We start from the raw sequence: 25341 nt of genomic DNA on the forward strand, positions 1-25341 counted from the left end.
CGCGCCCACCGAGCCTTAAGCCGGCTCTCAGCCGGAAGCCTTGCAGGCGGCTTCAGCCGCACTCAGGCGACTTCCAGTCGCAACCCCAACCTACCGGCTTTCAGCCGGTAGTCGTTTAGAATTGCCGGGGCCAGAAGCACGACGAAGATACATGGGAAGATGAAAATTACCAGGGGAAAGAGGATTTTTATCTTGGTCTTTGCGGATAACTCCTCGGCTCGTTATTTACGCTTCATGCGTAATTCGTCGGCGAACCTGCTGAGTGCGCGGATGATGGGCGTGCCAAATTTGTCAGCCTGGGAGAGCATGGTGACGAAGAGGCCGAACTCGCTCACCTGAGTGCGCAATGCCGCGCTCTTCCAGGCGGCGAGGCGTGCTTTTCCGGCTTGCTGCTCCAGGTTGATCTGGGTGAACTCCTGATTGATCTCGGGATGGCTGATGACGAGTTCCTGTCCCACGCGGAGCATGGCCTGATCGAGGCCAAGGCCCGCTTCGACGCAGATGACCATGAGGTCGAGGGCATCGGGGAGGCCGTTCCTGATTTTGTCGCGCCGTTTCGCTGTGCGTTGCCCTAGCCACATGCCGGGCAGAAGGTATCCGACGAGACCGAACATCAAGCTCCAGCGCTTCATCGATCGCCACTCCAAGACGCTGCTGACGCCGACGCAGGAGTACCTGGGACGGGTATGGTTTTTTCGCGATGTGACGGAGCGTAAGCGAGCGAACGAGGAGCTGATCTATCGCGATCGTTTGCTGCATGCGGTGACAGTGGGCGCCAGCATCCTGGTGAAGGCGGTGTCGCCGGAGAAGGGAATGCCCGATGCGTTGCGGATCGTGTGCGAGAGCATGCGCGTGACGCGTGGCGTGGTGATGGAAGAAGAGGATGACGGTCTTCTGACGTTGCGTTACAGCTGGCAGGAGGCGGGATTGCCGGAGCCGGTCGATAGGGATTCGCCTCGATTGCACTCCGCGGACAGCGTGGCGCTGGCGGCGTGGCGTTCACCACTGCGAGAGGGCAAGCCGGTGATCGGGCAACTGCAGACGGCGGAGGGCGCTGTTCGCGAGATGCTGGAGTGGCTGCATAGCCAGTCGACGTTGCTGGTGCCGATTTTTATTGGGGACAAGCTGTGGGGCACCCTGGCGGTGGACTCGATCACCATGGTGCGGAACTGGACGATAACGGAGATTGAGACTCTGAAGGCGTTTGGCGATATCGCGGGCGCGATCATGGTGCATCACGAGGCCGGCGTTGCGCTAGAGCGGAGTGAAGAGCGTTTCCGTGTGTTGGGTGCGACGGCCGCGGACGCCATCATCATCACGGATGGAAAGGGACGCATCAGCTCGTGGAACATCGCGGCAGAGCGGATTCTGGGGTACACCGCGAGTGAGGCGATCGGGCAGGAGGCGCACGCGCTGCTGGCCCCGGCAGGATCGCGGCCGGCGGCGGACGAAGGGGTGAAGGCGTTTCATCTGACCGGGCGCGGGGACGTGGTGGGGAAGACGCGGGAGCTGGTGGCTCTACGCAAGGCTGGTACGGAGGTTGCCATCGAGTTGTCGCTGGCCGGTGCCCTGATCGGATCGGAGTGGCAGGCGATCGGCATCTTGCGTGACATCACGGAACGCAAGGCGGCCGAGAAGAAGCTGCAGTTCGCAAACATTCTGTTGACCACGGAGATGGAGGCCTCGCCGGATGGCATCCTGGTGGTGGATACGAAGCGGAAGGTGATCTCTTCCAACAAGCGCTTCGAGGAGATCTGGAAAATTCCTCATGCGACGCTGGTGGCGGGTGAGGATACCCGGGTGCTGAGCTCCGGGGAAGCGACGGTGAAGAACCCGCAGCAGTTTTCGGAGCTGGTGGAGCGGCTGTATCAACATCCGCCGTCGGTGAGCGATGACGCCTTCGAAATGATGGATGGGCGATCGATTGAGCGTCACACGGTGCCACTGACTACCGACTCGGGGGTATACCTGGGACGGATCTGGTTTTTCCGGGATGTGACCGAGCGCGTGGAAGGCGCGGCGCACACGCTGCGGATGGCGCGCTTCGACGTGTTGACGGGGCTGGCGAATCGGAGCGTGTTTGTGGAGGCTGTCGATGTCGCGACGGCGCGGGCCAAGCGCGGGGGGCCCGGGTTCGCAGTGATCTATCTCGATCTGGATCACTTCAAGGATGTGAACGACACAATGGGGCATCCCATCGGGGATGGACTGCTGCAGGCGGTTGCGGTACGCCTGCGCACGAACACGCGCGAGCTGGATACGGTGGCGCGTTTTGGAGGAGACGAGTTTGCAGTGGTGGTTGCGGATGTGGAAGAGCCGGCCGACGCGGCGGCTGTCGCGGAGAAGCTGATTGCGGCGCTGGGAGCTCCGTATGTGATCCAGGGCAACCAGATTTACAGCAGCGCGAGTATCGGCGTCGATATCTATGGGCCAGAGGTCGAGGATGCGGAGCTCCTGCTCTCGCACGCGGATGTGGCACTGTACCGTGCCAAGTCCGCGGGACGAAGCAGCTATCGGTTCTTCACCGAGTCGATGGATCGCGAGGTGCGAACACAAGTCTCTCTGGGCACGGAGCTGCACGAGGCGCTGGATAAAGAGTAGTTCTTCCTCGAGTACCAGCTGCAGGTAGCAATTGCGACGTCACGCCTGGTAGGTGTGGAGGCGCTGGTGCGTTGGCATCATCCGGTGCGGGGCATCCTGGGGCCGGACGTCTTTATCCCGATCGCGGAGAAGAGCGGTCTGATCGTGCGGTTGGGGCAGTAGGTTTTGATGACGGCCTGCAGGCAGATGCGGTTGTGGATCGACGCCGGGTTCGATCCGTTTCGGGTGGCGGTGAATGTGTCGGCTGTTCAATTCAAGTCGTCCGTGTCGCTGGAAGCGAACATCTTGAACGTTCTTCATGTGACGGGGTTGTCCCCGCGCTGGCTGGAGCTGGAGTTGACGGAGACCGTGTTGATGAAGGCGACAACGGAGCACAGCGACATTATGATCCGCTTGCGCAAGCTGGGGATCACGATTGCGATTGATGACTTTGGGACGGGATTCTCATCACTCGCCTACCTGCGGCGGTTTCCGGTGGACCGCATCAAGATTGCTCAGAACTTTGTGAGTCATCTGGGCTCGGAACCGGGGGATGCGAGCATTGTGCGGGCGACGATCGGGCTCTCACGCGAGCTGGGGATGTCCCTGATTGCCGAGGGCGTGGAGACGCAGGAGCAGCTGGCACTGTTGACGGAGTGGGGATGTAAGGAGATCCAGGGGTATTACTATTCGCGGCCGATATCAGCCGCAGCGATTACGAGAGTACTGGCTGCGGGAGGCACGCTGGGGCCGGGCGCGGCTGCGTTGACGCTGGTGCAGGGTGCGGCGAGTCCGGCGCCCTAGCGACCTTTGCTAGCCGGCCTGCTTTCCGAAGCAAGGGCATAGCGAGCGGCAAGGAAGTCTCGCGAAGGAGTCTGGGGGGCCTTGGCTTACTTGCCACACCGGCAGCGACGCCCAGACCTATCGTCCTTTTTGGGGGCAGTTCGGGGCGTGCCGGGTGTAGACGGTCAACATGCTGCCAACAATCTAGCGCTGGAACAAGTTAGTACAAATTCTTGAAGCTGTTCATTGTAAATACTTTACAAATGGTGGAGGCGGCGGGAGTCGAACCCGCGTCCGAAACTACCAACGACAAAGAGCCTTCATGCTTTTTCCGGTTCCGATTTGTCTCGTAGCGCGCGCTAGGAACGGACGAAGATGCGCGCACCACCAGCCTGATTGATCTCACCCTTGGCGTCCAGACGGAACTCCTTGGGCCAGCCTACTGTGCGACGGAGGCTCCCGGCCCGTAGGCGAAGCTGGGGACTCCGGCAACCTAATTAATTAAGCTGCGAGTGCGAATTGAGGTTCGGCACTTATGGTTTTGGGCGCGATTACGGGTGTACCCACCCCGGCATGCCTCTTTGCCACAAGCAATCCCGTCGAAGCCGTGACGCCCCCACTCTTGGTGAGACCGGCCTCAACAGTGCGATAGGCACTGTCAAAGAACTCCTTCCAGTATACGCTGCTGTGATTCACGGCCTGGCAGCACTCCGAACACATAGCGCAGGCCGGCAGAACAGCTCTTTCGAGCCGTTTCAGTCCAGCCTTCGCCCCCTACACTAAACTTGTAGCCCCAATCATCACCGTCGCCAGGTGTACGTCAGGTGCCACGCCCTAACTCAGGACGCACAAGTCAGGACGCACAAGTCACGACGTAAGGAGTCGAACATGATCCTCGGCATGAGTCTTTCCCTCTTCACCCAGATCCACGTCTTCATCAGCATTGTTGCCATCGGCGCGGGCCTCGTCGTTGCCTTCGGCATGTTGGCCGGAAAGCTCATGCCTGCCATCGCATCTCTGTTCCTCATCACCACGGTGCTCACAAGCGTTACGGGATTCATGTTCCCCTTTCATGGCGTCACTCCGGGCATTGTCGTTGGAGCGATTTCGTTAGTTGTCCTCCTCATCGCGATGATCGCCTACTACGGCAAACACGCCTCGGGCGCGTGGCGGAGGCCATTCGTGATCACAGCGATGATCGCGCTGTTCTTCAACTGCCTTGTGTTGATCGTGCAGTCCTTTATGAAAATCGGCCCGCTACACGCCCTGGCGCCCACCGGCAACGAGCTCCCCGTCAAGCTCGCCCAGGGCGCGCTCCTGGTTGTCTTTGTCGTGCTGACGTATCTCGCAGACAAGAAGTATCGTCCGTTGGCGTGAGAGGGAAGCGTCCGGTGCCTATGCGAACGCTATGACCAGCGCACCGGCGGTGACGAGTGCCCCGCCAAGGAGCTTCGCTGGCGTCAGCGCCTCGCCGAAGAAGAGCCAGCCGCACACGATCACGATCGCCACGCTGAGCTTGTCGATCGGCGCAACACCCGAGACTGGCCCCAGCGAGAGCGCGCGGAAATAGCACAGCCAGCTCAACCCGGTTCCCAGGCCGCTCAGCGCCAGGAAGATCCAGCTCCGCCGGCTGATCTGCCCCAACCCATGGTGCGAGTTGAGCGCCAGGGCGATGGCCCACGCAAACAACACCACCACGCTCGTGCGAATTGCTGTCGCCAGGTTGGAGTCGATCTTCTCGACGCCCACCTTGGCCAGCAGTGCCGTAGCCGCTGCAAATACCGCCGACAGAATCGCCCACACAACCCAGGACATGGAAGTTCTCAGTTTTCAGTTGTTAGGTGTTGGAAATTTCCGCTGCCCTTATCCCAAGGCGAACCCGCTACCGCGAATTCGCCAGCACGAAGTGCTTCCTAGCGGCGTGCACGCAAGGCGCTGTCCCTACATCTTGATCGTGTCCAGGTCGACCAGTTCCCATTCGCCGCGTTCAATCCCAGCCCGGATCTGGGCTGGGGAGCGACCCTTCTTCGTTTCGACGTAGGTGTACGCCGCTTCCTTCATGCAGGTCGAGCAGGCGGCGCCGTGCGTGCCCTCGAAACAGCTGTGCAGGCTCTGGTGGCCCATCCCGCGGTCGCAGCGGCAGTAGCAGGGCTGCTGCCACAACACTCGCTCCACCGAGGCGGCCATCTTGTAGCTCGTCACCTGGTAGCCATGCTCGAAATACGGCCCGGTCAGCTGCGCGCCCTTCATCAGCGTAGGCATGGCGGCGTGCGGTACATCTGGATGAAATGCCGGAATGTCTGACGGGTTCGAGAGCTGCGCATACGCGCCGATGGTCAGCAGGCCAGCGGCCAGACATCCAAGCAAACGCTTCATGGAAAGGATCATAGCGGATTGCGGCTTATGGTTGTTTGCGATCAGAGGAGCTGGCCGGAGCAAAAAAAAGACGCCATGGATAGTTTCCTATCCATGGCGGGAGGCCAGTGACGCAACTTGTGTCGAGCTATCCGTTGCTCGAGAACCCTTCGACCGGTGGGCGATTGCTCAGCCCCTCCTGATCTGTTTACACATTACCATATCCAGGAGTTTTTGCAATACGTGTTCCTGTATAAATCCATTTTTCTTTTACTGTGTCCGTAAGTTGCTGATCCTAATGGCTCAAACCCATTCCTTCTTCCGAGAAAGATGCTGCCCTGGTCACTTCCAGGAGGTCCAGCCGTCCCGCCATCTCCACATCTGCAGAGGTTACGCCTCCGGCATCATGCGTTACGAGTGCCAGACGGACGCGGTTGTATCGTATGTCGATATCGGGATGGTGCCCTGCCGACTCCGCCATCGCTGCCACCTGATTCACGAACAGCATTGCTGCTACGAAGTCCTTGAAGGTCCAGGTTCGCACAATCTCGCCGCCATCGAACGTCCACTCCGGCAGCTTCGCGACAGCGGCGTCGAGTTCCGGAGAGTTCAGCTTCTTTGCTTCTCCCATTTCCATCCTCCTGCCGAAGTCGCGAGCGACGGGCGAGAACCGCTAGACCTTACCCTTAACCGCATCCACAGCCGGATCCGATGTCACCTTGCCAGCGTCGCTCTCGGCCTTTTTCGCTGCCGCCCAGCCGTCCTTGGTCACCTGGCGGCTGCGGCCCAGGGCCAGCGCGCCGGCGGGCACATCGTCTGTGATGCATGAACCCGCCGCGATGTACGCTCCGTCGCCAACAGTAATCGGCGCTACCAGCGTCGAATCCGAACCCACAAACACTGCGTCGCCGATCGTCGTCATGTGCTTGTGCACGCCATCGTAGTTGCAGGTGATCGCTCCCGCGCCCACGTTGACGCCCGCGCCGATGATGGCATCACCCAGGTAGCTCAGGTGATTCGCCTTGGAGCCTTTGCCCATGCGCACCTTCTTGGTCTCGACGAAGTTGCCAAGATGCGCCGAGTCGCCGATCTCGCTGCCGGGGCGAATGTGAGTGTAGGGCCCGATCAGCGCCGCCTCGCCGATCACGGCCTCCTCCATGATGACGCCGTTGCGGATGAGCGTTCCCGCACCGATGACGGAGTCCCTGAGGACCGAGTAGGAGCGAACGCGGCAATCCGGCCCGATCTTTGTGCTGCCGAGGATCTGCACGAACGGCTCAATCACCGTATCGGCGCCAATCTCCACCTCGGCGTCGATCACGCAGGTATCGGGGCGGAAGATCGTAACGCCCTGAGCCATTAGCCGCCCCGCAACCTGCCGCCGCATCGCCGCATCCAGGTGCATCATCTCGGCGATGGTGTTCGCGCCGAGTACCTCATCCACGCTCTCCGCCTTCAACGCTACCACCCGCAGGCCCTCGGCAACCATCAGGCCCGCAACGTCGGTCAGGTAATATTCGCCGTTCGCGTTGTTGGTGCTCAGTCGATCGAGGTAATTGAACAGCGCCGACGTCCGGAAGCAGTAGATCCCGGAGTTGATCTCGCGCACGCCACGCTGCTCCGGCTGCAAGTCCTTCTGCTCCACAATGGCCTCGACGAGATCAGTCGCTGCCGGAGCCTCCCGGCCTTCACGGTCATATTCGGAGCCTTGGCCGCCTTTGCGGATCACGCGCCCGTACCCGAACGGCTCCTGCGGCTCGGCCGTGAGGATGGTCATCGCCGCGTCTTCGCTCAGGTGGAAGCTCGCCAGAGCTTCCAGCGTCGTTGGCCGGATTAGTGGAACATCTCCCGACAACACCATCAGGTGTTCAGGAAGCGTCTCGCCGGCTGCTGCCAGCCGCCCGAACTCCTCCTTGACGATCTGCATCGCGTGACCGGTGCCGCGCTGCTCGGTCTGCAGAATGAAGCGCACGCCGGAGCTCTCAACCGCCGCGCGAACCTTGTCCGCCTCGTGGCCGATGATGCAATAGATTTGCTCCGCCGGCGCCACCGACTTCGCCGCCATGATCACATGACTTAGCAGCGACTGCCCGCAGATCTCATGGAGGACCTTGGGACGCTTTGATTTGAGCCGTGTGCCTTTGCCTGCCGCGAGAATCGCTACGCCGAAAACGTTGGTGTCCATATCGCGACTATCATCTCATTCCCGCGATTCCCGCACGTCACGAGGATGAGATTGAACGGTCAACTATGCTTCGCGGCAGAGCCCCACGATCGCCGCCCCATAGCGATCCAGCTTCTCCGGCCCAATTCCCTTGATCCGTTCCAGCTCTGGAATCGACTTCGGCCCAGAGAACGCAATCGATCGCAGCACTGAATCCGCCAGCACGAAGAACGAAGGCCGCCCCGCAGCCTTCGCCTCATCGCGACGCCACAGGCGCAGCTTGTCCTCGAGCGCCTTCTGCTCCGGATTCATCTCCACCTCAGCCGCGGCCGGAGCGGTGACCCTGTCGCCGCTCTTTTGAGCGGAGGTGCGCGAGAGCTTGCGGGTCGGAGAACTCGTCAGCCCGGACGTTTCATCTCGCAGCCGCACGAGATCGAGGTCCGCCGCATCCGAAGTCCGTCCTTCATACGTGATCGTCGCCTTGCGGTAGTTGATCTCTTTGCCGTCCTCTGCCGTGAAGCTGTCGGCGGCTATGGTGAGCATCCCCGCGCGAGCCAGCGCATCCAGCATGCGATCGAAGTCCTTGCGGTCGCTCCTCGGCGCAACCTCCGTAAACAGCTTGCCGGTCGAGGTCGAGCGCGACGAAAGCGATGCCAGCGCCTGCCGCATCCAGCCCAGCTCCTCGCGCGTCGGTACACGCATCGAACTTTCGTTCGGCTTGCAGATATCGCATAGCCCGCAGCTGACGACCTTATCGCTCGTATCGCCAAAATGCCGCACCAGAGCGGCCATGCGGCAGTCGCTGCTCTCGGCGAAGGCGATCATGCGGTCGATCTGAGAGCGCCGGTGCGCCACCTGCATCTCGTAGTCGGCGGTCCAGCGCATCGCCCGCGGAGGCTCCGCAGCGCGCCGCACCTCGCCGTTCATCTCCACATAGGCGACGCCGTTTCCAGTCAATTTTTCGATCGTCCGCTGCACCGTCTCGAGGTCCATCCGCAAGGGCTTGCACAGTGACTCCATCGCCACCGGCTCATCGGTCAACATCGCGGCCACGCGCTCCAGCTCCCGAACCTCCGGGTAGCTCTTTTCGAGGAAGAACTCCTGCGTCTTGCGGTCCGCGAAACTGTGCAGCAGCACCGTACGCGACAGGTTGCCATCACGCCCCGCGCGCCCAATCTCCTGGTAGAAAGCCTCAACGGTCGAAGGCAGCGCAACGTGGATCACCGTGCGCACATCCGCCTTATCCACGCCCATGCCGAATGCCACGGTCGCGACCACGACGTCGAGCTCACCGCACGAGAACGCCCGCGCCACCCGCTCCCGCGTCGCCGGGTCGAGCCCCGCGTGATACGCGGCGGAAGGGAAGTGCGACCCCAGTTTGCTGGCCAGCTCTTCGGCTTGCTTGCGGCTGGCGGCGTAGATGATCGCCGGCCTCGCACCCTTGTCGCGCAGGAGGTTGGTCGCATACTCCGCGCGCTGTGGCTTCGACAGCTCAATGACCTCAACCGCAAGGTTGGTTCGCCGGAAGCCGGTGATGAAGATCGCGGGATCCTCAAGCGCCAGTTGCCGCACGATATCCTTCTGCACCTCAGGCGTAGCGGTCGCGGTCAGAGCAATGATCGGCGCCGGCCGCAGGGCCTGGAGATGCTGGCCCAGTGTCCGATAGTCCGGCCGAAAATCATGTCCCCACTGCGAGATGCAATGCGCTTCGTCGATCGCAATCAACGCCGGTTTGCGACGCGCCAGCATTTCGGGAAACCCGGGAACCCGCAGCCTTTCCGGCGCAATGAACAGGAAATCCAGCTCGCCATCGAGATAGGCGCGGCAAGCCGCCCGGGCGTGTTCGCGGTCCAGCCCCGAATGCACCCTCCCCACCCGCAGCCCCAGCTGCTCCAGCTTTGTCGCTTGGTCGTCCATCAATGCAATCAGCGGAGAGATCACCAGTCCCGTCCGAGGACGCAGACGCCCGGACTCGAGCTGACGATGTTCTCCAGGAGCCTCAAAGGCATCCTGCTCAACATCCCCATGCGCCCCGAGAGCGAGCGCTGGAAGCTGATAACACAAGCTCTTGCCCGCGCCTGTCGGCATCACCAGAAGCACGTCCCGGCCGCTCGCTGCAGCCTCGCATACCTTCTGCTGATGCGGCCGGAACTCGCGATGCCCGAAGACACGGTGCAGCAATTCGCTTAGTTCGGTCAGGGTCGTATCGGGAGGCATCGGTCTGGCCTAATCTTCGCATATTCTTTGCCGTTCCTAGGTACCGCATCTCCACAGGGCAGGGAAGATGAACAACGCGAGATGAGCCCTCACGCCGCAACTTGAGACTCCTGCGCACGATCATCCGTCAACTCCTCATCACTCAACTCAACTCCATTTGGAGGCCGTACGTCATGCGTCGCCTGCTATCCGCCGCACTTGTGCCTGCTTTTCTGGGCCTTATCTGCCTGCCCTTGTCTGCCCAGCGCCCCAACCGCGCTGCTGCCGCTGCGGACGCTCCGGCCCAGGGCGATACCCCCAGCCTGCCTATCCCGCCTGAAGAGGCCATCAAGACGCAGCATGAGTGGAGTGCGGGCGGGAAATCCATCCACTACACTGCCACCGCTGGCAACCTGCTCGTCAACGGCAACGACGACAAGCCCATCTGCAGCGTCTTCTACGTTGCTTATACCCAGGATGGAGTCGAGTCCAAAGACCGCCCCGTCACCTTCTTCTACAACGGCGGCCCCGGTTCCGCGACCATCTGGCTGCACATGGGCTCCTTCAGCCCGGTGCGCGTCGAGACCGACAGCCCCAAGGCCACCCGTCCGGCGCCGCATCCCTGGGTCACCAACGAGTACAGCCTCATCGACAAGTCCGATCTCGTCTTCATCGACGCTCCCATGACCGGCTTCTCGCGCCTCGTAGGCAAGGGGAAGGCAACTGACGTCGCCGGTGTCGATCAGGACGTCGCGGCCTTCCGCAAGTTCATCGAGCGCTACATCACGGTCAATAAGCGCTGGAACTCGCCCAAGTTCCTCTTCGGGGAAAGCTACGGAACCCCGCGCTCGGCCGCACTCGTCGCCGCATTGAACAACGATGGCGTCCAGTTCAACGGCGTCGTTCTGCTCAGTTCAATCCTCAACTACTACATGCGGGCTCCCGGCTATGACATTGCTGCGATTACCTATCTGCCCAGCTATGCCGCCATCGCCTGGTATCACAATAAGGTGCCGCACACTGGCACGATGCCCGAGTTCGTCCAGAAGGCCCGCGTCTTCGCCCGTGGCGAATACCTGACCGCCCTTGAGCAGGGCGACATGCTGCCCAAGGCCGAGTTCGACGCCGTCGCCGAGAAGGTCGCTGCCTTCACCGGCCTCAGCGTCGACTATGTGAAGAAGTCCAACCTTCGCATCGAGGCCTCGGCCTACCGCGCCGAACTGCTCCGTGACCAGGAACAGCTGATGGGCCGTTACGACGCCCGCTTCGTCGGTCCGGACACGGACGGCATCGAGGAGACCGCAAGCTTCGACCCCTCGGACACCGGCATCTCCGGTCCCTTCGTCGACGCCTTCCACACCTACATTCAGACGCAGCTCAACTGGACCAGCTCCGAGCCCTATCTGCTCAGCGCGCGCGCCCAGTGGGATATGCATCACAGCCCTTCGGGTATGCGTGGCTTCGGCGGCGGTGGCGGCGGCCAGGGTATGCCCATGCCGGACACCGTCATCGACCTCGCGGACGCGATGCGCAAGAACCCGGCTCTGAAGGTCTTCTCGGGCAATGGCTGGTTCGATCTCGCCACCCCGTTCTTCGGGACCGAGCATGATCTGGCCGGTATGATGCTGCCGGACAACATCAAGACCAACGTAAGCTTCGGCTATTACCCGGCCGGTCACATGGTGTACCTCAACGTCGACGCGCTGCACCAGTTCCACGATGACCTGGAGAAGTGGTACCCCACCGCCCTCCGCCACTAAGAAGCAACGGAAAGCCGCCGGCCCTCATCGAGGGCCGGCGGCTTTTCTGTTTTGGAGCCCTGACGCCCAAACCCACGGAAATCGAGGAAAACCGTGGTAAACTAAGGTGTTCGCCCGGGCGATGGCCCTGGGCGTGGAAAGGACCCAAAGACTTGGCAAAGCGCCGTGGCAATCCCAACTGGGGCAAGCCCGAACCGATCGGCCCCGTCGTTCCTACTGTTACCTCCTTCGAGCAGATCGTGAAGGAGTACAAGCTGACCCCGGACCAGTACGTCCGCTCGACTCGCCTCCGCGAGTGGGCCCGCCGGAACAAGAATTCCAAGTACATTCCTGAAGCGCTACTTGAAGCCTGGGGCTTCGAGATCGAGTCGACGCTCTAGGCTCGACCGACACGCCTCACAGGAACTTACCGACCCCGCCCAACCGGCGGGGTCTTTTCTTTTCTGGCTCTACGGTGATCGCCCGGGCCACACAGATTCGCCCCTACAATCCCTTCATGCAGCGCCTCCTCGCCTATGCGGCGATCTATCTCTTCTGGGGAGCGTCGTTCCTCGCCATCCGCATCGTCGTCGCGGAGGTTCCGCCGATCTTTGCCGCTGGCGTGCGTTTCTTCCTCGCGGGACTGCTGCTCGTCCTCTTCGGCCTCGCCCGCCGCCTGCCTCAGCCACGCGGCATCGAATGGCGAAACCTCATCGTCGTCGCCCTCATCCTCTTCGTCGGCGACTACGCCCTCCTGTTCTGGATCGAGCAGAAGCTCCCTTCCGGCCTCGCCGCCGTCACCGCCGCCACCATCCCCGCGCAGATCTTCCTCTTCGAGTGGCTCTGGATCCGCCGCGTCCGCATGACCTTGACCACCGGCCTCGGCCTGCTTCTCGGTCTCGGAGGAGTCATCGCCCTCAGCCTCCCGCCCAACTTCTTCGTCAACCGCGAAGGCCTCAACCGCTACGTCCTGTTTGGCATCCTCGCTGCTACCTTCTGGGCCTTTGGTACCGTCCTCAGCACTCGCCTCACGATGCCCACCTCCCGCCCGGTAAGCGCTGGGTGGCAGATGACGGCCGGCGGCCTAGCCCTCCTGGCCCTATCCGGCGTGACGCAGGAGTGGGGCCGCGTCTCCCTCGCCGCCTTCACGCCTAAGGTTCTCCTCAGCATGGCCTACCTCATCCTCTTCGCCTCGCTGCTGGCCTTCAGCGCCTATGTCTACCTCCTCCATCGGGAGCCCGCGGGGCGCGTCGCCAGCTACGCCTACGTCAACCCGGTCCTCGCCCTCATCCTCGGCGCAATCCTCGCGGGCGAGACCCTCTCGCGCCACCAATATGTCGCCTGCGGTGTCATCATCGCCGGCGTACTCGTCACACTTCTCGGTCGCGACGCAGCTGCTAAGCCCGTTCCCGCCTCAACTCGCTGAACCAGTGCGCCTGAACTCTTCAAGAATCTTTCCGCCTCGGTTGGTTATCCTAAGGAGCGTTAGACAGCCCGCGAGACCGCGCTTGAGCAATTCCGCTCGCTCTGTCCGCCGGCAAGGAAGGTAGTCTCATGCCCGATTCGCCGAAGTCCCCCTTTTCCTCCATCCCTGAGGTCGTAGCAGAGATGAAAGCCGGGCGCATGGTCGTCGTCATCGACGATGAAGACCGCGAGAACGAAGGCGACCTCACACTCGCCGCCGAGTTCTGCACTCCCGAGGCGATCAACTTCATGGCGAAGTTTGGCCGCGGCCTCATCTGCCTCACGCTCACGGAGGAGCGAGCTGACTTCCTGCGTCTCTCCCCGATGACCCAGGACAACACCTCGCGCTTTGGCACCGCCTTCACCGAGACCATCGAGGCCCGCGAGGGCGTCACCACCGGCATCAGCGCCGCCGACCGAGCCCACACCATCCAGGTAGCCATCTCGCCCGGCACCTCGCCGACCGACCTCGCCCGCCCCGGCCACGTCTTCCCGTTGCGCGCCCGCCGCGGCGGCGTTCTTGTCCGCGCCGGCCAGACCGAGGCCTCCGTCGATCTCGCGCGCATCGCCGGGCTCATCCCTGCCGGCGTCATCTGCGAGATCATGAACGACGACGGCACCATGGCGCGCGTGCCCGACCTAGTCCAGTTCTGCCGCGAACATGACCTCAAGATGGTCACCGTCGCCGAGCTCATCAAGTACCGCCTGCAGCACGAGCGCTACGTCACCCGCGCTGGGGAAGGTCTGCTCCCCACTGAGCATGGCGAGTTCCGCATGATCGCCTACAACAGCTCTCCCGGCATGGCGCCCGCCGAAGCCGCCGAAGGAGCGGAGTCCCACGTCGCGCTCATCTACGGTGATATAGCCGAGGCTGTGAAGAATGGCGAACCGGTCCTGGTACGCGTGCACACCCACTGCCTCGCCGGGAACGTCTTCGGTTCCACGCTCTGCGATTGCCGCGCCACCGTCGAGGCCTCCATGGAAGCCATCGCCAAGTCCGGCCACGGCATCCTGCTCTACCTGCATCACACGCAGCGTGGCTTCGGCATCGACCGCAACCCCATGCCCAACCGCCTGATCCTTCACCAGACTGGCGCGCAGGCAGCATCCGCCCCGGTCGAGCGCGACTCGCGCGAGCTCCGCGTGCTTCGCCAGGTAGGTCTCGGCGGACAAATCCTCTCCGACCTCGGCGTCAAGAAGATCCGTCTGCTCACCAACCACCCCACGCACGTACCAGCGCTGCACGGCTTCGGAATTGAGATCGTCGGCCAGGAGCCGATACCGCTCGCCCAGCCCGCGAATGCGACCAAACTGGCCGTCGAAGAGCCCGACGTCTACTGAGGTCTCACGGCCTTACTGGACCGTCAGGTTCAGCGTCACGCTCGAGGTGATCGTCGGCCCACTCGTCGATGTCGCCGTGACGACGTACTGGTAGGCGCCTACCGGAGTGTCCAGCACGCCCGTGCCGCCACCTCCGGTCACCGGCGCCGCCTTCCCGCCGCAACCCATCAGGCCGAGGCCGAGTGCGCTCAGCAAGAGCAGCGCCGCCATCTGCGAGCGCCGCCGCCGCACGCCTCCGAGCAACAGCAGCCCGACCACCGGCACCGTGGTGAGCCCAACCACCCACCCTGGACTCCGCATCCCCGCGAGCTTTGTGATCGTGTTGATCGTCGCCGTCGAGGGCTGCGTTCCACCCGTGATCGTCAAGGCCGAAGGCGTAATCGAGCACGTAGCATACTGCCCTGGATTCACCGCAGTGCAGGTCAGAGCCACGGTCCCGGTGAATCCGTTCACCGGCGTCAGCGTCAGCGGGAACACTGCCGGCGATCCACTCGCCACCGTCGCCGATGCGGACGTCTGTCCGCTACCGACTGTGAGCACGAACGACCCCCCGAGAGCCACTCCAGTGCCGCTTCCGCTGAGAGGAATGATCGTGGGGCCGTGGGGGTCAGAGCTGGTAATGGTGAGTGTCGCTGTGCGTGCTCCAGCTGCGGAGGGGAGGAAGCTCACCACCGCTGTGCAGGATGCTTGCGGCTGGAGGGTCCCTGCACAGGGCGTCGTGACGGCGAAGTCGCTCGCGTTCGCTCCAGAGACTGAGGCCGCGATGTTTGTGACCGGGGCCGAGCCTGTGTCGATCATCGTCAACAGCACCGTGCCGGAAGAGCCAACATTGATCGACCCGAAGCTCAGCGCAGCGGGAGCGGCAGCGAGCGTGCCCTCGATGGCGTTGCCGGTGAGTTGTACGGTGAGTGGCAGACTGCCCGCGCTGCTCGAAAGGTTCAGCGTCGAGGAATCCGCGCCAGCTGATGTGGGAGTGAAGCTGACGCTCAGCGTGCAGGACGTCCCCGGTTGCAGCGCCGCCGGGCACGGTGCCGTGACAGCGAAGTTGGCGGCGTTGCTCCCCGAGATTGTAGAGGCAATGTTCAGAAGCGGTGCCGAGCCCGTGTCGGTCACCGTTAGTGACAGCGAGCCCGAAGCGCCCACGGTGATCGTTCCGAAGTTCAGTGCTCCTGGAGTGACATTGATCGAGGCCTCCGCAGCGGTGGCGGTGAGCTGCACCGTCAGCGGCTGGCTGCCTGCGCTGCTCGAAAGGCTCATCGTCCCTGTGGCCATCCCCGCCGCCGTCGGCGTGAAGCTGACGCTCACCGTGCAACTCGCGCCCACCGCCAGCGATCCTCCCGCGGGCGGGCATGTCCCCGCGCTGGCGGTGAAGCCCGTTGTCGCAGTCTCGCCGTAGAAGATCACCGGCGCCGTGCCCACGTTGGTCACCGTCACCGTCGCTGTTCCCGTCGATCCCACATCGACCGTGCCGAACTGCACAGTCGTGGGGCTTAGCTGCAGTTGCGACGTTCCCGCTGTCCCGACCACGCTGATAAAGTCCAGCGCCGCCGTCGCGTTGGTGCTGATCTCGATCGCATTGGCCCGCATCGCCGCAGTGCTGGCCGTCGTCGGCGTGAAGGTCACGGAGAGATTGCACGACGCTCCCGGCAACACCGTAGCGCACCCTGAGGTCGTAGTGAAGTCAGCTGGCGCAATGATCCCGTTGACGCTAAGCAGCGTCGTGCCCGTGTTGGTCAGCGTCACCGTCTGTGTCGCGGAGGCATTGCCGATGCCCGTCGGCGGGAAGGTCAGCGCCTGCTCGGAGAGGGAATAGGCAGCCACCTGCGCCCCGCTCGAAGGCCCCGGCGACGTGATAGGGCCGGCCGTCCCGATGAGCGCGAGAACATCGGGGCTCGACACCGCATCGCTCTCGATCGTCAGCATCCCTGCATCGTTGCGCGGCCCGGCAGAGCTCCCCGTCGCCACCTCATAGATCGGCGCATAGGTCAGTGTCACCGTGCAGGTCGCGCCCGCAGCCAGCGCATTGCCGCAGGTCGTCGTGCCCAGGAAGGGAGGCTGGCTGACAACGCGCCGGACATTCAGCGATCCTGTCCCCGTGTTCGTCACCGTCAGGGTCTGCGAGGTCGACTGCCCGCTCGTCACCTGGCCGAAGTTCAGTGGTGCGCCCGGAGTCAGGTTGCCAGTCAGGCTCAGCGTCGCGCCTCCTGTGCCATACCCCTGCAGGTAGGAAAGCGCCTGCACCTCAACCGAACCATCGGTCGGCGTACCATTCGCGAAGATCGTCCCCGTCAGTGGCCCCGCCGTCATTGGAAGGTAGTCCGCAGCGAAGGAACAGCTGGCGTTGGCTGCAAGCGTTGCGCACGGCGCTGTGGCATCAAGAGGGAAGTCCCGCGGCACAGTGAACGACACCACCAGCGCCTTCGCCGTCAGGTTGTTCAGCGTAAACGTCCGCGTCGAGCCTGGAGCTCCCGTCGCGGCCGCTCCATAGTTCACCTGCCCCGGCACCAGCTCCAGTCCCGCCTGCTGCGTGGTGTAGCCGCCCGTCAGCGGCACCGGATAGCTCGTCGTCACCGTCTGCCCGTTTACGGTCGAGGTCACGGGGATCGAGAGCATGGCATTCACCGGAGCCGGCTGCGGCACGAACGTCACCGTGATCGTGCAGGTCGCACCCGTCGCCAGCGTGGCGCAGTTAGAACTGGGACTAAAGCTCGGATCGCTCGCCGTCGGCGTCCCGATGCCCAGGCTTACCGTGCCGGTATTGGTCAGCGTAATCGCCTGCTGCGTCGCCGTGCTGTTCGGCGCGTTCGTGAACGCCAGCGCATCGGGATTCAGCGCTAATCCCGGGTCGGCGAGGCCAAAACCCGTAAGACTGGCGATCACCGTGCCCTGATCGGTCGTGATCGTCAGCGTCCCCGTGCGATCCCCCATACTCGTCGGCGCAAACTGCACCGCGACGAAGCACGAAGCCGTCTCGGCCAGCGCACCAGAACACGCCGCACCTCCTGCCTGATTCGTCGCCACACGGAAGTCGCCGCTCGCGATCACCGTCTGCACGTTCGCCGTAGCCGCTGCAGCGAGCAGATTCGCCAGCGTGAACACCACTGGCGCTGAACTGCTGTTCACCGCCACCGGACCGAAGTCTTCCACGATCGGAGAGAGCAGCATCCCCTGCACCGGCATCGCCGTAGCCGCCAATGCGACGACGTAAGGGCTTCCACCCGCAACGGTCGACATCGTCAGCGATCCCGTCTGCGCGCCTGCAGTCGACGACAGGAAACGCACCCCGACGTAGCATCCGTTGCAAGCACCCGTTGCCGTCTGTGCAAACGCTGTCGGAGAAATATTCCCGGGCACGCTCCCTGTGTTCGGCTCCAGCACCACGCCGAACTGGGAGCTGCTGCTCGCGACCGTGAGTGTGGTCAGCGGCTGCTGCACCTGGTACCACGCAATCAGCGGTTCACCCACGTACGTCTGCCCCAGGTTCAGCGTTCCGTTGTTGGCCGGCAGCAGCGGCAGTCCCGTCCCCGAAAGTGCCACGTCGGTCGGTGCAAACGTGCTCCCCGTCGAAATGCTCAGCAGGCCGCTGCGCGAGCCCGGCTGCGATGGCGCAAAAGTGATCAGAGCCTGGCAGCTCCCACCGCCCGCCAGTGTCGCTCCACAACTCGTTGCCATGGTGAAGTCACCACTGATCGAAATCCCCAGCGTCAGCGGCACGACGCCGGAGTTACTCACCGTCACCGTTTGCGTGCTCGTCGAAAATCCCGTAGTCACCACCGGCGTAGCGAAGGTGATCGTCCCCGGACTCACCGTTAGACTCGGGTTCGCCGAGGTGCCAGTTGTGCCTTGCTGCGGCAGCGTCTGACCCGTGATCTGCACGCTAAGCCCCTGGTCCAGGTTCAGCGTCGCGGTGTCATCGCTCGGCGCCGTCGAGGAACTGTAGGCAATCGCGATCTGGCAGACCGTACGTGCTTCAAGCACCGTCGGGCACAGGTCCGTGACCGTGAACGGCGAACTCGCCGGAAGTCCCGCCATAGCGTGAGCTATCGCCGTGCTGCCGTTGTTGGAGAGATAGAGATACCGCGGCAGGCGGATCGACGCCGCTCCCGCAAACTGCACGCCGAAGTCGATCTCCCCTGCGGAGAGATTCAGCGATCCCACCTGCGACCAGCCTGTCAGCACGACATCGCGCGTGCCGGCCAGCCATGTCTGCCGCACTCCGACATCCCCAGTGGTGGAGGCCACCAGCGTGAACACGATGTGGCAACTCGCCGAAGCCGCCACGATATATGTACCCGCAGGTGATCCCGCCGCGCAGTCGCTCGAACTCGCAGTTAGCGTGTACGGATTGCTCGACGCTCCGCCATCGCGCTTCACCGGAAAGCTCTGCGGCGTGGCCGTCAAATTGGTGACCGTCAACGTCTGCGTGGCCGCGGAACTACTCGAGGCCACAATGCCGAAGTCGAGCTCGTACGTGCTCAACGCCAGCGGACTTTTACTCGCTGTGGTCGCGGATAGCGCGAACGTCTGCGAGCCACTGCCGGCTGCCGAGACAGTCACCGACCCCGGACCGCCGCCACCTAGCGTGATCGCGCACTGGCCCGAAGGGGCAAGCGTCGCGCCGCAGCTCGTAGCGGACACCGTATACCCGCTCGCAGTAATCGCGATCCCGGACGCCGCCGCGGACCCAAGGTTCCTCAGCGTCAGGTTGGGCAGGCTGTCCACCGACAGCGCCAAGCTCGCCTGCGAACTTGCCGTCTCTGTCACCGCAAGCAGTCCTGCTGACGCCGTGCATTGCCCTGTGCCGCAGCCTGCACCGGTCACCGCATTGCGCATCGTGCTCGGCAGCGCGGCGTTCGGGGTTCCCGCTAACGGATCCTCAAACCCCTGCGTCGCGACCAGCGTCCCGCTCATCGTAAGGCTCTCAACCATCGGCAGTGCGACGTTCGCCCCCGACACCGCAGGCGCTCCCGGCGCGCTGGTCAGCGTCACGTAGCTCGCATTGGCCGTCGGCGCTCCGCCGAAGCGTAGCGTCTGGTCGAATTCATAGACTGAGGTCAGGTGCAGCAGCCCCGAGTCGCCAAGGCCGTAGTCCGGCGGCGTCGCTCCCGGAAAAAGCGGCGTCGTCAGTGCCGCAGAGACCCACGCCGAGCCGGCCGGACCCGGCGTGACGAAGCTGGCGTTCCCAGGCACCGTCACCGCTGAGCCCATCACGCTCTGCCCGTCGACCGGAATCCGCAGTATGCTCTGGTAACTCGCCGAGGTCAGCGGCGAGGCAACCGTCGCAACAGGGAACTGACCCATTGCCACATTCCCCGCCAGCAGCAGCGTGTTGGTCGCTGAATCCAGAGCCATGCCCGTAATGCCGGCGCCCGGGATGAAAGTCGAAAACACCAGCAGGCTACCCGCCGGGTTGAGCTTGGTCAGGAAGCCCGACGTTGCCCCCGTATCGCCAATCATCTGCGGGATCAGCGCCGCGAATGTCGGATAGCCGCTCGAGCTCGTCGCCCCCGCCACATACGCATCGTCGCTGGCATCGGCCACAATCGCGGTAGGGACCGTGTTGCCGTTCTGTCCCGTGAGGTAGGTCGCATACACCAGCGTCCCGCCGTCCGCGCTGAACCGCTCCAAAAAGCCGTTCTCGCTCGAGCCCGAAGCCGGACTCTGCTGCAGCCCCGCGGCTGTCACCGGGAACGACGGATTGAAGGTGATGCCCGTGACGAAGACCGCATCGGCCGTGGCCGCAACGCTGGCCGCAGCAGTAGCGCGCGAGCCCAGGAAGCTCAGGAAAATCAGGTTCAGGTTCGCGTCATACTTCGCGACGAAGCTGTTGGTCGAGTTATCCGCGCGCGTAGGAAACACCGCGCCACTCGTGCCCGTCAGTGTCGAGCTGGAGGTCGTCCCGGTGACGTACAGATTGCCCGCCGGGTCGAACGACATCGCCAGCGCCGCATCGCCCGTCGCGCCCTGCTGCGTCTGGGCGAGCACCGTCGTCGCACCTGGGTCGAGCTCCTGTACCCGGATCCCATCATGCTGGTCGAGCAGCACGTAAAGATTGCCATTCGGCCCGAACGCCGCCGCGCGAAACGCGCCGTGGCCTGCACTCGTCCGCAGTCCTTGCACCGTGACCGTCTGCGTCGCGTTCACCGCTTGCGCAGTCGCTACTGTGTCGCCTCCCGCTGTCGCGAGGAAAGCGCAGAAAGCCAGCCCCAACATAGAGTGCAGACAGGTTCGCAGGGTCATCGCAGAGCGGCCGCCCTCCACTCTGCCCGCGGCCTTGCTCCATACGAATCCATATCGAGCCTGGCGCGCTGTACGAAGCTAAGACGAAGGTGCGGTTAGGCTCGGAATCGTCCCAAATTGGCACTACAAAGCGGCGGCTCTTCCAGTCTAGAACTGCCCCAGCGCTTCCAGTTCCCGCAGAAACGCCGCATGGTCCGTGTAGTGAATCGCCTGCATTCCAGCCGCGCGCGCCGCCGCAATATTCTCCGCACGGTCGTCGAGGAACAGAATCTCCTCCGGCTCGAACCCCAGCCCCGCAGCCGCATGTTCGTAGATCGCTGCCTCGGGCTTGGCCATCCGCAGCCGATGGGAGAACGTATGGTGGTCGAACGCTTGCAGCCACGGACACCGCGCCAGCACACCCTCCTCCATCGCATCGCCAATGTTCGAGAGGATGCCGCGCTTCAACCCTAGCGCAGGCAGCGTGTGCGCCCACGCCACCATCGGCTCATTCAGCTGCGTCCACAGGTCGGTGTCGGCCTCTCGCAGCACCAGTTCTTGCTCCGGCGTGATCGTCTGTCCCAAATCCTTTGCCACCGCTGGCCAATACGTGTCGGCATTCAGCGTGCCGCGGTCGTAATCGTGCCGATGCCTCCAGTAGGCCGCATGAAACGGAGCTTCTTCCGCACCAAAGACCGCCTTCAGCCGCTCCCACGCCGCCGGGTCGGGAGGCGCACTAAGCACCTGGCCATAGTCGAAGAGGACCGCGCGAATGGGCTTGGGGGACGGCATCGTGACACCATTGTAGGGAACCGATGATCTTCTCCGAACGAACCTCCTGGGAGCTGGAAGAAAACGCGATGACGCTGGCGACCCGCGAAGCTCGCGCCAACGGTCGCGAACTCTTCGACCTCACCGCCTCCAACCCGACCACCTGCGGCTTCGACTATGAGCCCGCGCTATGGCTCGCCCCCCTAGCCAGCCCCAGCGCCATGCTCTACGAACCCGACTCGCTCGGGATGCCGCACGCCCGCGAGGCCGTCGCCGCCTACTATCGCGACCACGGTGTCACGCTGGACATCGCCAATCTCTGCCTCACCACCAGCACCAGCGAGGCCTACAGCTTCCTCTTTCGCCTGCTCTGCAATCCCGGCGACGAGGTACTCATCGCACGCCCCAGCTACCCACTCTTCGACTACATCGCCCAACTCGACGCTGTGCGCCTGCGCGAGTATCCCCTCTGGCTAGACCCAGGAGCGACCACCGACGGCGCCCACGCCTGGCACATCGACCTCGAAGCTCTCGAAGACCTCATCGGCGACCGCACCCGCGCCATCATCGTCGTCCATCCGAACAACCCCACCGGCAGCCTAATTTCGGACGCCGAGCGCAGCGCGCTCGACTCTCTCTGCGCCAAGCACTCGCTTGCACTCATCGTCGATGAAGTCTTCCTCGACTACCTCATTGGCGGTGCGGAGCCCCGTACCTTCACGGCCGGCGGCGAAGCTCTCACCTTCGTCCTCAGCGGCTTGAGCAAGGTCTGCGCTCTGCCGCAGATGAAGCTCTCGTGGATTGCAGCGGCCGGCCCTCGTGAGCTTGTCCGCGAGGCCATGCAGCGGATCGAGATCATCGCCGACACCTTCCTCTCCGTCAATGCGCCGACGCAATGGTCGCTAGGCCCTTGGCTCGCTGCACGCCACGTCATGCAACAGCAGATCCGTAGCCGCGTCGCGGAAAACCTCACATCCCTCGACTTGAGGCTGAAGGGAACCCAGGCGCAACGGCTCCCGCTCGAAGGCGGCTGGACCGCCATCCTCCGCGTCCCACGGGATGTAGCTGGAGCGGAGTTTGCTCTGGCCGCACTCGACTGCGGAGTCCTCGTCCAGCCCGGCGACTTCTACGGCCTCGGCGCAGGACGCTGTGTCCTCAGTCTGCTGACCCCGCCGGACGTCTGGCACGAAGGCCTCAAACGCCTGCCCATCGGCTGAGCGATTTGTCCGAAGACCTCGCTCCCGCTCTTACCTCACGCCTCGCACCTCTACAGCGACATTCTCTTTGCCGCTTAGCGTAGAACTTCGCCGACAAAAGGATTTGAAATCCGCTCCTCGAGAATCGTCGTATCCGGCCCATGCCCCGGGACCACTACCGTCGCACCCGGCAGCGGTAGCAGGCGCTCCTTGATCGACGCCAGCAGCTTGACGGTATCGCCGCCCGGAAAATCCGTCCGCCCCACGCCACCGGCAAACAACGTGTCGCCCGCCAGCAATAGGCCCTCTGCCGGAATCCACAAGCTCAGGCTGCCCTCGGTATGGCCCGGCGTGTACAGCACGGTCGCATCGATCCCGCCGGCGGTCACATGCTCCTCATCCTCGGGCGAATGGTCCGGAGGCCGGACATCGGGCTCACCCAGCGCACCCTTCGGAATCCCCACCCACGTCGGCTGCTCCGCCATGATCGCCACCAGCGGAAGGTCCGCCTTGTTGTAAAGGATGGGAGCCCCGGTGATCTCCTTCAGCTCCTGAGCACTCGCAATGTGGTCGAAGTGCGCATGCGTGATCACGATCTGCTTCACCGTCAGCTGGTGCTTGGCCAGCACGGCGAGAATCTGCGGGATATCCGCTCCTGGATCGACCACCATCGCCTCGCGCGTGGTCTCATCGCCAAGAATGGTGCAGTTGCAGCCCAGTAGGCCGACCGGAAAGGTCTCACGAATCATCGACGCTCCTTCTCTGGCAAAAGCTTTGCCGCAAACGAAAACGCAGGCTCGAGGAGCCTGCGCCAATCGTGCACCGGAAGTTCCGGTACGAAACCTACTTCTTGCTCTGGCTGTTCGTCATGTTCGAGAGCACCGAGCGGCTTCCGCTGGTCGAGCGCGAGAGCACGATGGTCAGCGAGACCGAAGTCAGCATGAAGATGACCGCCGACCAGGTCGTGAGGCGCGTCAGAAGGTTCGCCGCACCGCGTGGGCCGAACGCCGTCTGTGAACCCTGCCCACCGAACGCGTTGGAGATGTCAGCCGACTTGCCCTGCTGCAGCAGGACGACGCCGATGAGGAACAAGCAGACGATAACGTGAAGGGTGATGAGGAATGCGGCCATCGGTAGGGAAGCTGTCTTTCGCGCCACTCAAAGCGGCAGAGGTTTCGCATGGCGACCCACAAGAAAGAGCGGCGCGGAATCGCTGGAATGCTCAGTAGATTTTACCACTGTTTGTAACCGGTGCCGGGCGAGATTACGCGTATGCCGCTCCGTTGTGCATTCGTAAGTTCTACGTCGTGCGAACGGTTCCACATGCAACATGGAACGCATAACGTACAACGTGCCTCACTTCGCGTTCGCCGCCAGATAGCTCCCATACCCCACGATGACCGTCGATCCAATCAGAAGCAGCAGCCCGCTGAACACCAGCCCCCGCGTCCGTCCGCTGGTGCCCTTCCACTCCTTCAGAGCCAGGCCCCACAGGTTCGCGAAGATGATGATGCTGGCCATGTGCAGCGTCCAGCTGGCAAAGTCGTACTTGCCCATCTTCGTCTGGCCCATCGAATAGAAGAAAAACTGAAAGTACCAGATGATGCCCGCCGACGCCGCGAACAGGTAGTTCATCGTCAGCACCGACCCGTTGATGTGCCCGATGTAGTCCCGCGGGTCGAAGTCCACCAGCGTCTCGCCCGTCACCGCCGAGGTCCCCATCGGGTTGTCGCCCGGCTTGCCCGTGAACTGCGCAAAGCTTCGGTTCTTCGCCAGCAGGATTAGCGACCACACGAAGTTGGTGACGAACCCTCCCCACAGCACCACGATCAGCACCGGCAGGTTCGAGTACAGCTGGGCGCGCCCCGTGGCCTGCAGCACCTTCAGCGTCATGTCGCCGATGGGCTTGCCCGCATCCAGTCCAATCGCAAAGAACGAGCTCATCACGCCCGCAAAGATCGCGATGACCAGGCCCTTGACGAACGAGTAATCCCGCTCACCGGTCTCAGCCTTCTCTTCGGGAGTGATCTCGCGCTCTTTGCTTGCTCCCGCCGCTCCGCTCACCGCAATCGCAATCAGCGACAGCCCCACACCCGCCAGTGTGATCTGGCCCGAGGTCGAGTGCGCAATCGCGCCCATCTGCCCGTGCCAGATCGGCGGAATCACCGTCCCAAACGCCGTGCAGAACCCCAGCGCGATCGCGTAGCCGAGACCCAGGCCCAGGTAGCGGATCGCCAAGCCGAAGGTCAGTCCCCCCACGCCCCACAGCAGGCCCCAGAACACCGGCCACCAAATGTTCCCCGGCGCCACGGCATAGGCCGTCTCCAGGATCGCAAACGGGTGCGGTACAAAGATCAGCGCCAGCACCGTAGGCGCGATCAGCCAGGCCGCCACGCCCTGGATAATCCAGTACACCTCCCAAGACCAGCGCTTGATTCCACGGAACGGAATGAAGTTGGTGGCGGAGGCAAAGCCCCCAATCCAGTGGAAGATGACACCAAGAAACGGATTCGGGTTCACTCGTGGTCCTCGT

Annotated in this window: 18 protein-coding genes, 1 other RNA gene and 1 pseudogene; 8 read left to right on the forward strand and 12 right to left on the reverse strand. The window is 63.2% G+C overall.

Annotated elements, in window-relative coordinates; translation table 11 throughout:
* Positions 1 to 221: 221 nt before the first annotated feature.
* A complete protein-coding gene (locus AC5E6W_RS19925; RefSeq protein ID WP_491754090.1) occupies positions 222 to 581 on the reverse strand; it encodes a type II secretion system F family protein in 360 nt (119 codons plus the stop codon).
* Here AC5E6W_RS19925 and AC5E6W_RS19930 point away from each other — a divergent pair.
* Both AC5E6W_RS19930 and AC5E6W_RS19935 read left to right on the forward strand, forming a co-directional pair.
* Entirely contained in the window at positions 580 to 2601 is a 2022-nt protein-coding gene (locus AC5E6W_RS19930; RefSeq protein ID WP_491754091.1) for a sensor domain-containing protein, read from the forward strand. The genes AC5E6W_RS19925 and AC5E6W_RS19930 overlap by 2 nt on opposite strands.
* A 12-nt stretch (positions 2602 to 2613) precedes the next feature.
* Positions 2614 to 3384: pseudogene (locus tag AC5E6W_RS19935) on the forward strand (putative bifunctional diguanylate cyclase/phosphodiesterase); the annotation flags it as partial.
* 243 nt (positions 3385 to 3627) lie between these two features.
* Here the strand turns inward: AC5E6W_RS19935 and ssrA are convergent.
* Positions 3628 to 3981: a transfer-messenger RNA gene (ssrA, locus tag AC5E6W_RS19940) on the reverse strand.
* A 282-nt stretch (positions 3982 to 4263) separates the two neighbouring features.
* Between ssrA and AC5E6W_RS19945 the strand changes: the two genes are divergently transcribed.
* A complete protein-coding gene (locus AC5E6W_RS19945; RefSeq protein ID WP_491754092.1) occupies positions 4264 to 4740 on the forward strand; it encodes a hypothetical protein in 477 nt (158 codons plus the stop codon).
* 18 nt (positions 4741 to 4758) lie between these two features.
* Here AC5E6W_RS19945 and AC5E6W_RS19950 read toward each other — a convergent pair whose 3' ends face one another.
* The 5 genes from AC5E6W_RS19950 to AC5E6W_RS19970 all read right to left on the reverse strand — a co-directional run bounded on the left by AC5E6W_RS19950 (position 4759) and on the right by AC5E6W_RS19970 (position 10099).
* Positions 4759 to 5178 (reverse strand): EamA family transporter, encoded by a 420-nt coding sequence (locus AC5E6W_RS19950; protein ID WP_491754093.1) that lies wholly within the window; start codon positions 5176 to 5178, stop codon positions 4759 to 4761.
* Positions 5179 to 5304: 126 nt separating this feature from the next.
* Positions 5305 to 5739 (reverse strand): CYCXC family (seleno)protein, encoded by a 435-nt coding sequence (locus AC5E6W_RS19955; RefSeq protein WP_491754094.1) that lies wholly within the window; start codon positions 5737 to 5739, stop codon positions 5305 to 5307.
* Positions 5740 to 6013: 274 nt separating this feature from the next.
* Positions 6014 to 6349 (reverse strand): 4a-hydroxytetrahydrobiopterin dehydratase, encoded by a 336-nt coding sequence (locus AC5E6W_RS19960; RefSeq protein ID WP_491754095.1) that lies wholly within the window; start codon positions 6347 to 6349, stop codon positions 6014 to 6016.
* Positions 6350 to 6391: 42 nt separating this feature from the next.
* The gene (glmU, locus tag AC5E6W_RS19965; RefSeq protein WP_491754096.1) at positions 6392 to 7903 is read right to left on the reverse strand and encodes a bifunctional UDP-N-acetylglucosamine diphosphorylase/glucosamine-1-phosphate N-acetyltransferase GlmU; all 1512 of its coding nucleotides are present in this window, start codon (positions 7901 to 7903) and stop codon (positions 6392 to 6394) included.
* Between the two features lie 63 nt (positions 7904 to 7966).
* Positions 7967 to 10099, reverse strand: coding sequence for a RecQ family ATP-dependent DNA helicase (locus tag AC5E6W_RS19970; RefSeq protein ID WP_491754097.1), 2133 nt, complete (start codon positions 10097 to 10099; stop codon positions 7967 to 7969).
* A 173-nt stretch (positions 10100 to 10272) separates the two neighbouring features.
* On the opposite strand from AC5E6W_RS19970, the gene AC5E6W_RS19975 reads away from it, so the two are divergent.
* The 4 genes from AC5E6W_RS19975 (at position 10273) to ribB (ending at position 14622) form a co-directional block, all read left to right on the forward strand.
* Entirely contained in the window at positions 10273 to 11838 is a 1566-nt protein-coding gene (locus tag AC5E6W_RS19975; RefSeq protein ID WP_491754098.1) for a S10 family peptidase, read from the forward strand.
* A gap of 152 nt (positions 11839 to 11990) precedes the next feature.
* Positions 11991 to 12218: a hypothetical protein gene (locus tag AC5E6W_RS19980; RefSeq protein WP_491754099.1), complete on the forward strand. Its 228-nt coding sequence runs from the start codon at positions 11991 to 11993 to the stop codon at positions 12216 to 12218.
* Positions 12219 to 12334: 116 nt separating this feature from the next.
* Positions 12335 to 13243 carry an EamA family transporter gene (locus AC5E6W_RS19985; protein WP_491754100.1) on the forward strand — a complete coding sequence of 303 codons (909 nt, stop codon included), beginning with the start codon at positions 12335 to 12337 and terminating at the stop codon, positions 13241 to 13243.
* Positions 13244 to 13371: 128 nt separating this feature from the next.
* Positions 13372 to 14622 (forward strand): 3,4-dihydroxy-2-butanone-4-phosphate synthase, encoded by a 1251-nt coding sequence (gene ribB, locus AC5E6W_RS19990; RefSeq protein ID WP_491754101.1) that lies wholly within the window; start codon positions 13372 to 13374, stop codon positions 14620 to 14622.
* 12 nt (positions 14623 to 14634) lie between these two features.
* Here ribB and AC5E6W_RS19995 read toward each other — a convergent pair whose 3' ends face one another.
* On the reverse strand, positions 14635 to 20862 hold the full coding sequence (locus tag AC5E6W_RS19995) for a beta strand repeat-containing protein (protein ID WP_491754102.1): 6228 nt from the start codon (positions 20860 to 20862) through the stop codon (positions 14635 to 14637).
* Positions 20863 to 21009: 147 nt separating this feature from the next.
* A complete protein-coding gene (locus AC5E6W_RS20000; RefSeq protein ID WP_491754103.1) occupies positions 21010 to 21633 on the reverse strand; it encodes an HAD family hydrolase in 624 nt (207 codons plus the stop codon).
* 23 nt (positions 21634 to 21656) lie between these two features.
* On the opposite strand from AC5E6W_RS20000, the gene AC5E6W_RS20005 reads away from it, so the two are divergent.
* On the forward strand, positions 21657 to 22829 hold the full coding sequence (locus AC5E6W_RS20005) for a pyridoxal phosphate-dependent aminotransferase (protein WP_491754104.1): 1173 nt from the start codon (positions 21657 to 21659) through the stop codon (positions 22827 to 22829).
* 74 nt (positions 22830 to 22903) lie between these two features.
* Here AC5E6W_RS20005 and AC5E6W_RS20010 read toward each other — a convergent pair whose 3' ends face one another.
* The 3 genes from AC5E6W_RS20010 to AC5E6W_RS20020 all read right to left on the reverse strand — a co-directional run bounded on the left by AC5E6W_RS20010 (position 22904) and on the right by AC5E6W_RS20020 (position 25328).
* Positions 22904 to 23557, reverse strand: a complete 654-nt coding sequence (locus AC5E6W_RS20010; protein ID WP_491754105.1) for an MBL fold metallo-hydrolase — start codon at positions 23555 to 23557, stop codon at positions 22904 to 22906.
* A gap of 94 nt (positions 23558 to 23651) precedes the next feature.
* On the reverse strand, positions 23652 to 23939 hold the full coding sequence (secG, locus tag AC5E6W_RS20015) for a preprotein translocase subunit SecG (RefSeq protein ID WP_491754106.1): 288 nt from the start codon (positions 23937 to 23939) through the stop codon (positions 23652 to 23654).
* Positions 23940 to 24164: 225 nt separating this feature from the next.
* Positions 24165 to 25328, reverse strand: a complete 1164-nt coding sequence (locus AC5E6W_RS20020; RefSeq protein ID WP_491754107.1) for an L-rhamnose/proton symporter RhaT — start codon at positions 25326 to 25328, stop codon at positions 24165 to 24167.
* Positions 25329 to 25341 lie beyond the last annotated feature (13 nt).

The sequence above is a fragment of the Bryocella sp. genome (assembly GCF_058498515.1).

Coding starts and splice junctions, on each gene's coding strand:
- AC5E6W_RS19930 (WP_491754091.1), top strand. CDS start 580: ATGCCGGGCAGAAGGTATCCGACGAGACCGAACATCAAGCTCCAGCGC.
- AC5E6W_RS19925 (WP_491754090.1), bottom strand. CDS start 581: ATGTGGCTAGGGCAACGCACAGCGAAACGGCGCGACAAAATCAGGAAC.
- AC5E6W_RS19945 (WP_491754092.1), top strand. CDS start 4,264: ATGAGTCTTTCCCTCTTCACCCAGATCCACGTCTTCATCAGCATTGTT.
- AC5E6W_RS19950 (WP_491754093.1), bottom strand. CDS start 5,178: ATGTCCTGGGTTGTGTGGGCGATTCTGTCGGCGGTATTTGCAGCGGCT.
- AC5E6W_RS19955 (WP_491754094.1), bottom strand. CDS start 5,739: ATGAAGCGTTTGCTTGGATGTCTGGCCGCTGGCCTGCTGACCATCGGC.
- AC5E6W_RS19960 (WP_491754095.1), bottom strand. CDS start 6,349: ATGGGAGAAGCAAAGAAGCTGAACTCTCCGGAACTCGACGCCGCTGTC.
- glmU (WP_491754096.1), bottom strand. CDS start 7,903: ATGGACACCAACGTTTTCGGCGTAGCGATTCTCGCGGCAGGCAAAGGC.
- AC5E6W_RS19970 (WP_491754097.1), bottom strand. CDS start 10,099: ATGCCTCCCGATACGACCCTGACCGAACTAAGCGAATTGCTGCACCGT.
- AC5E6W_RS19975 (WP_491754098.1), top strand. CDS start 10,273: ATGCGTCGCCTGCTATCCGCCGCACTTGTGCCTGCTTTTCTGGGCCTT.
- AC5E6W_RS19985 (WP_491754100.1), top strand. CDS start 12,335: ATGCAGCGCCTCCTCGCCTATGCGGCGATCTATCTCTTCTGGGGAGCG.
- ribB (WP_491754101.1), top strand. CDS start 13,372: ATGCCCGATTCGCCGAAGTCCCCCTTTTCCTCCATCCCTGAGGTCGTA.
- AC5E6W_RS19995 (WP_491754102.1), bottom strand. CDS start 20,862: ATGACCCTGCGAACCTGTCTGCACTCTATGTTGGGGCTGGCTTTCTGC.
- AC5E6W_RS20000 (WP_491754103.1), bottom strand. CDS start 21,633: ATGCCGTCCCCCAAGCCCATTCGCGCGGTCCTCTTCGACTATGGCCAG.
- AC5E6W_RS20005 (WP_491754104.1), top strand. CDS start 21,657: ATGATCTTCTCCGAACGAACCTCCTGGGAGCTGGAAGAAAACGCGATG.
- AC5E6W_RS20010 (WP_491754105.1), bottom strand. CDS start 23,557: ATGATTCGTGAGACCTTTCCGGTCGGCCTACTGGGCTGCAACTGCACC.
- secG (WP_491754106.1), bottom strand. CDS start 23,939: ATGGCCGCATTCCTCATCACCCTTCACGTTATCGTCTGCTTGTTCCTC.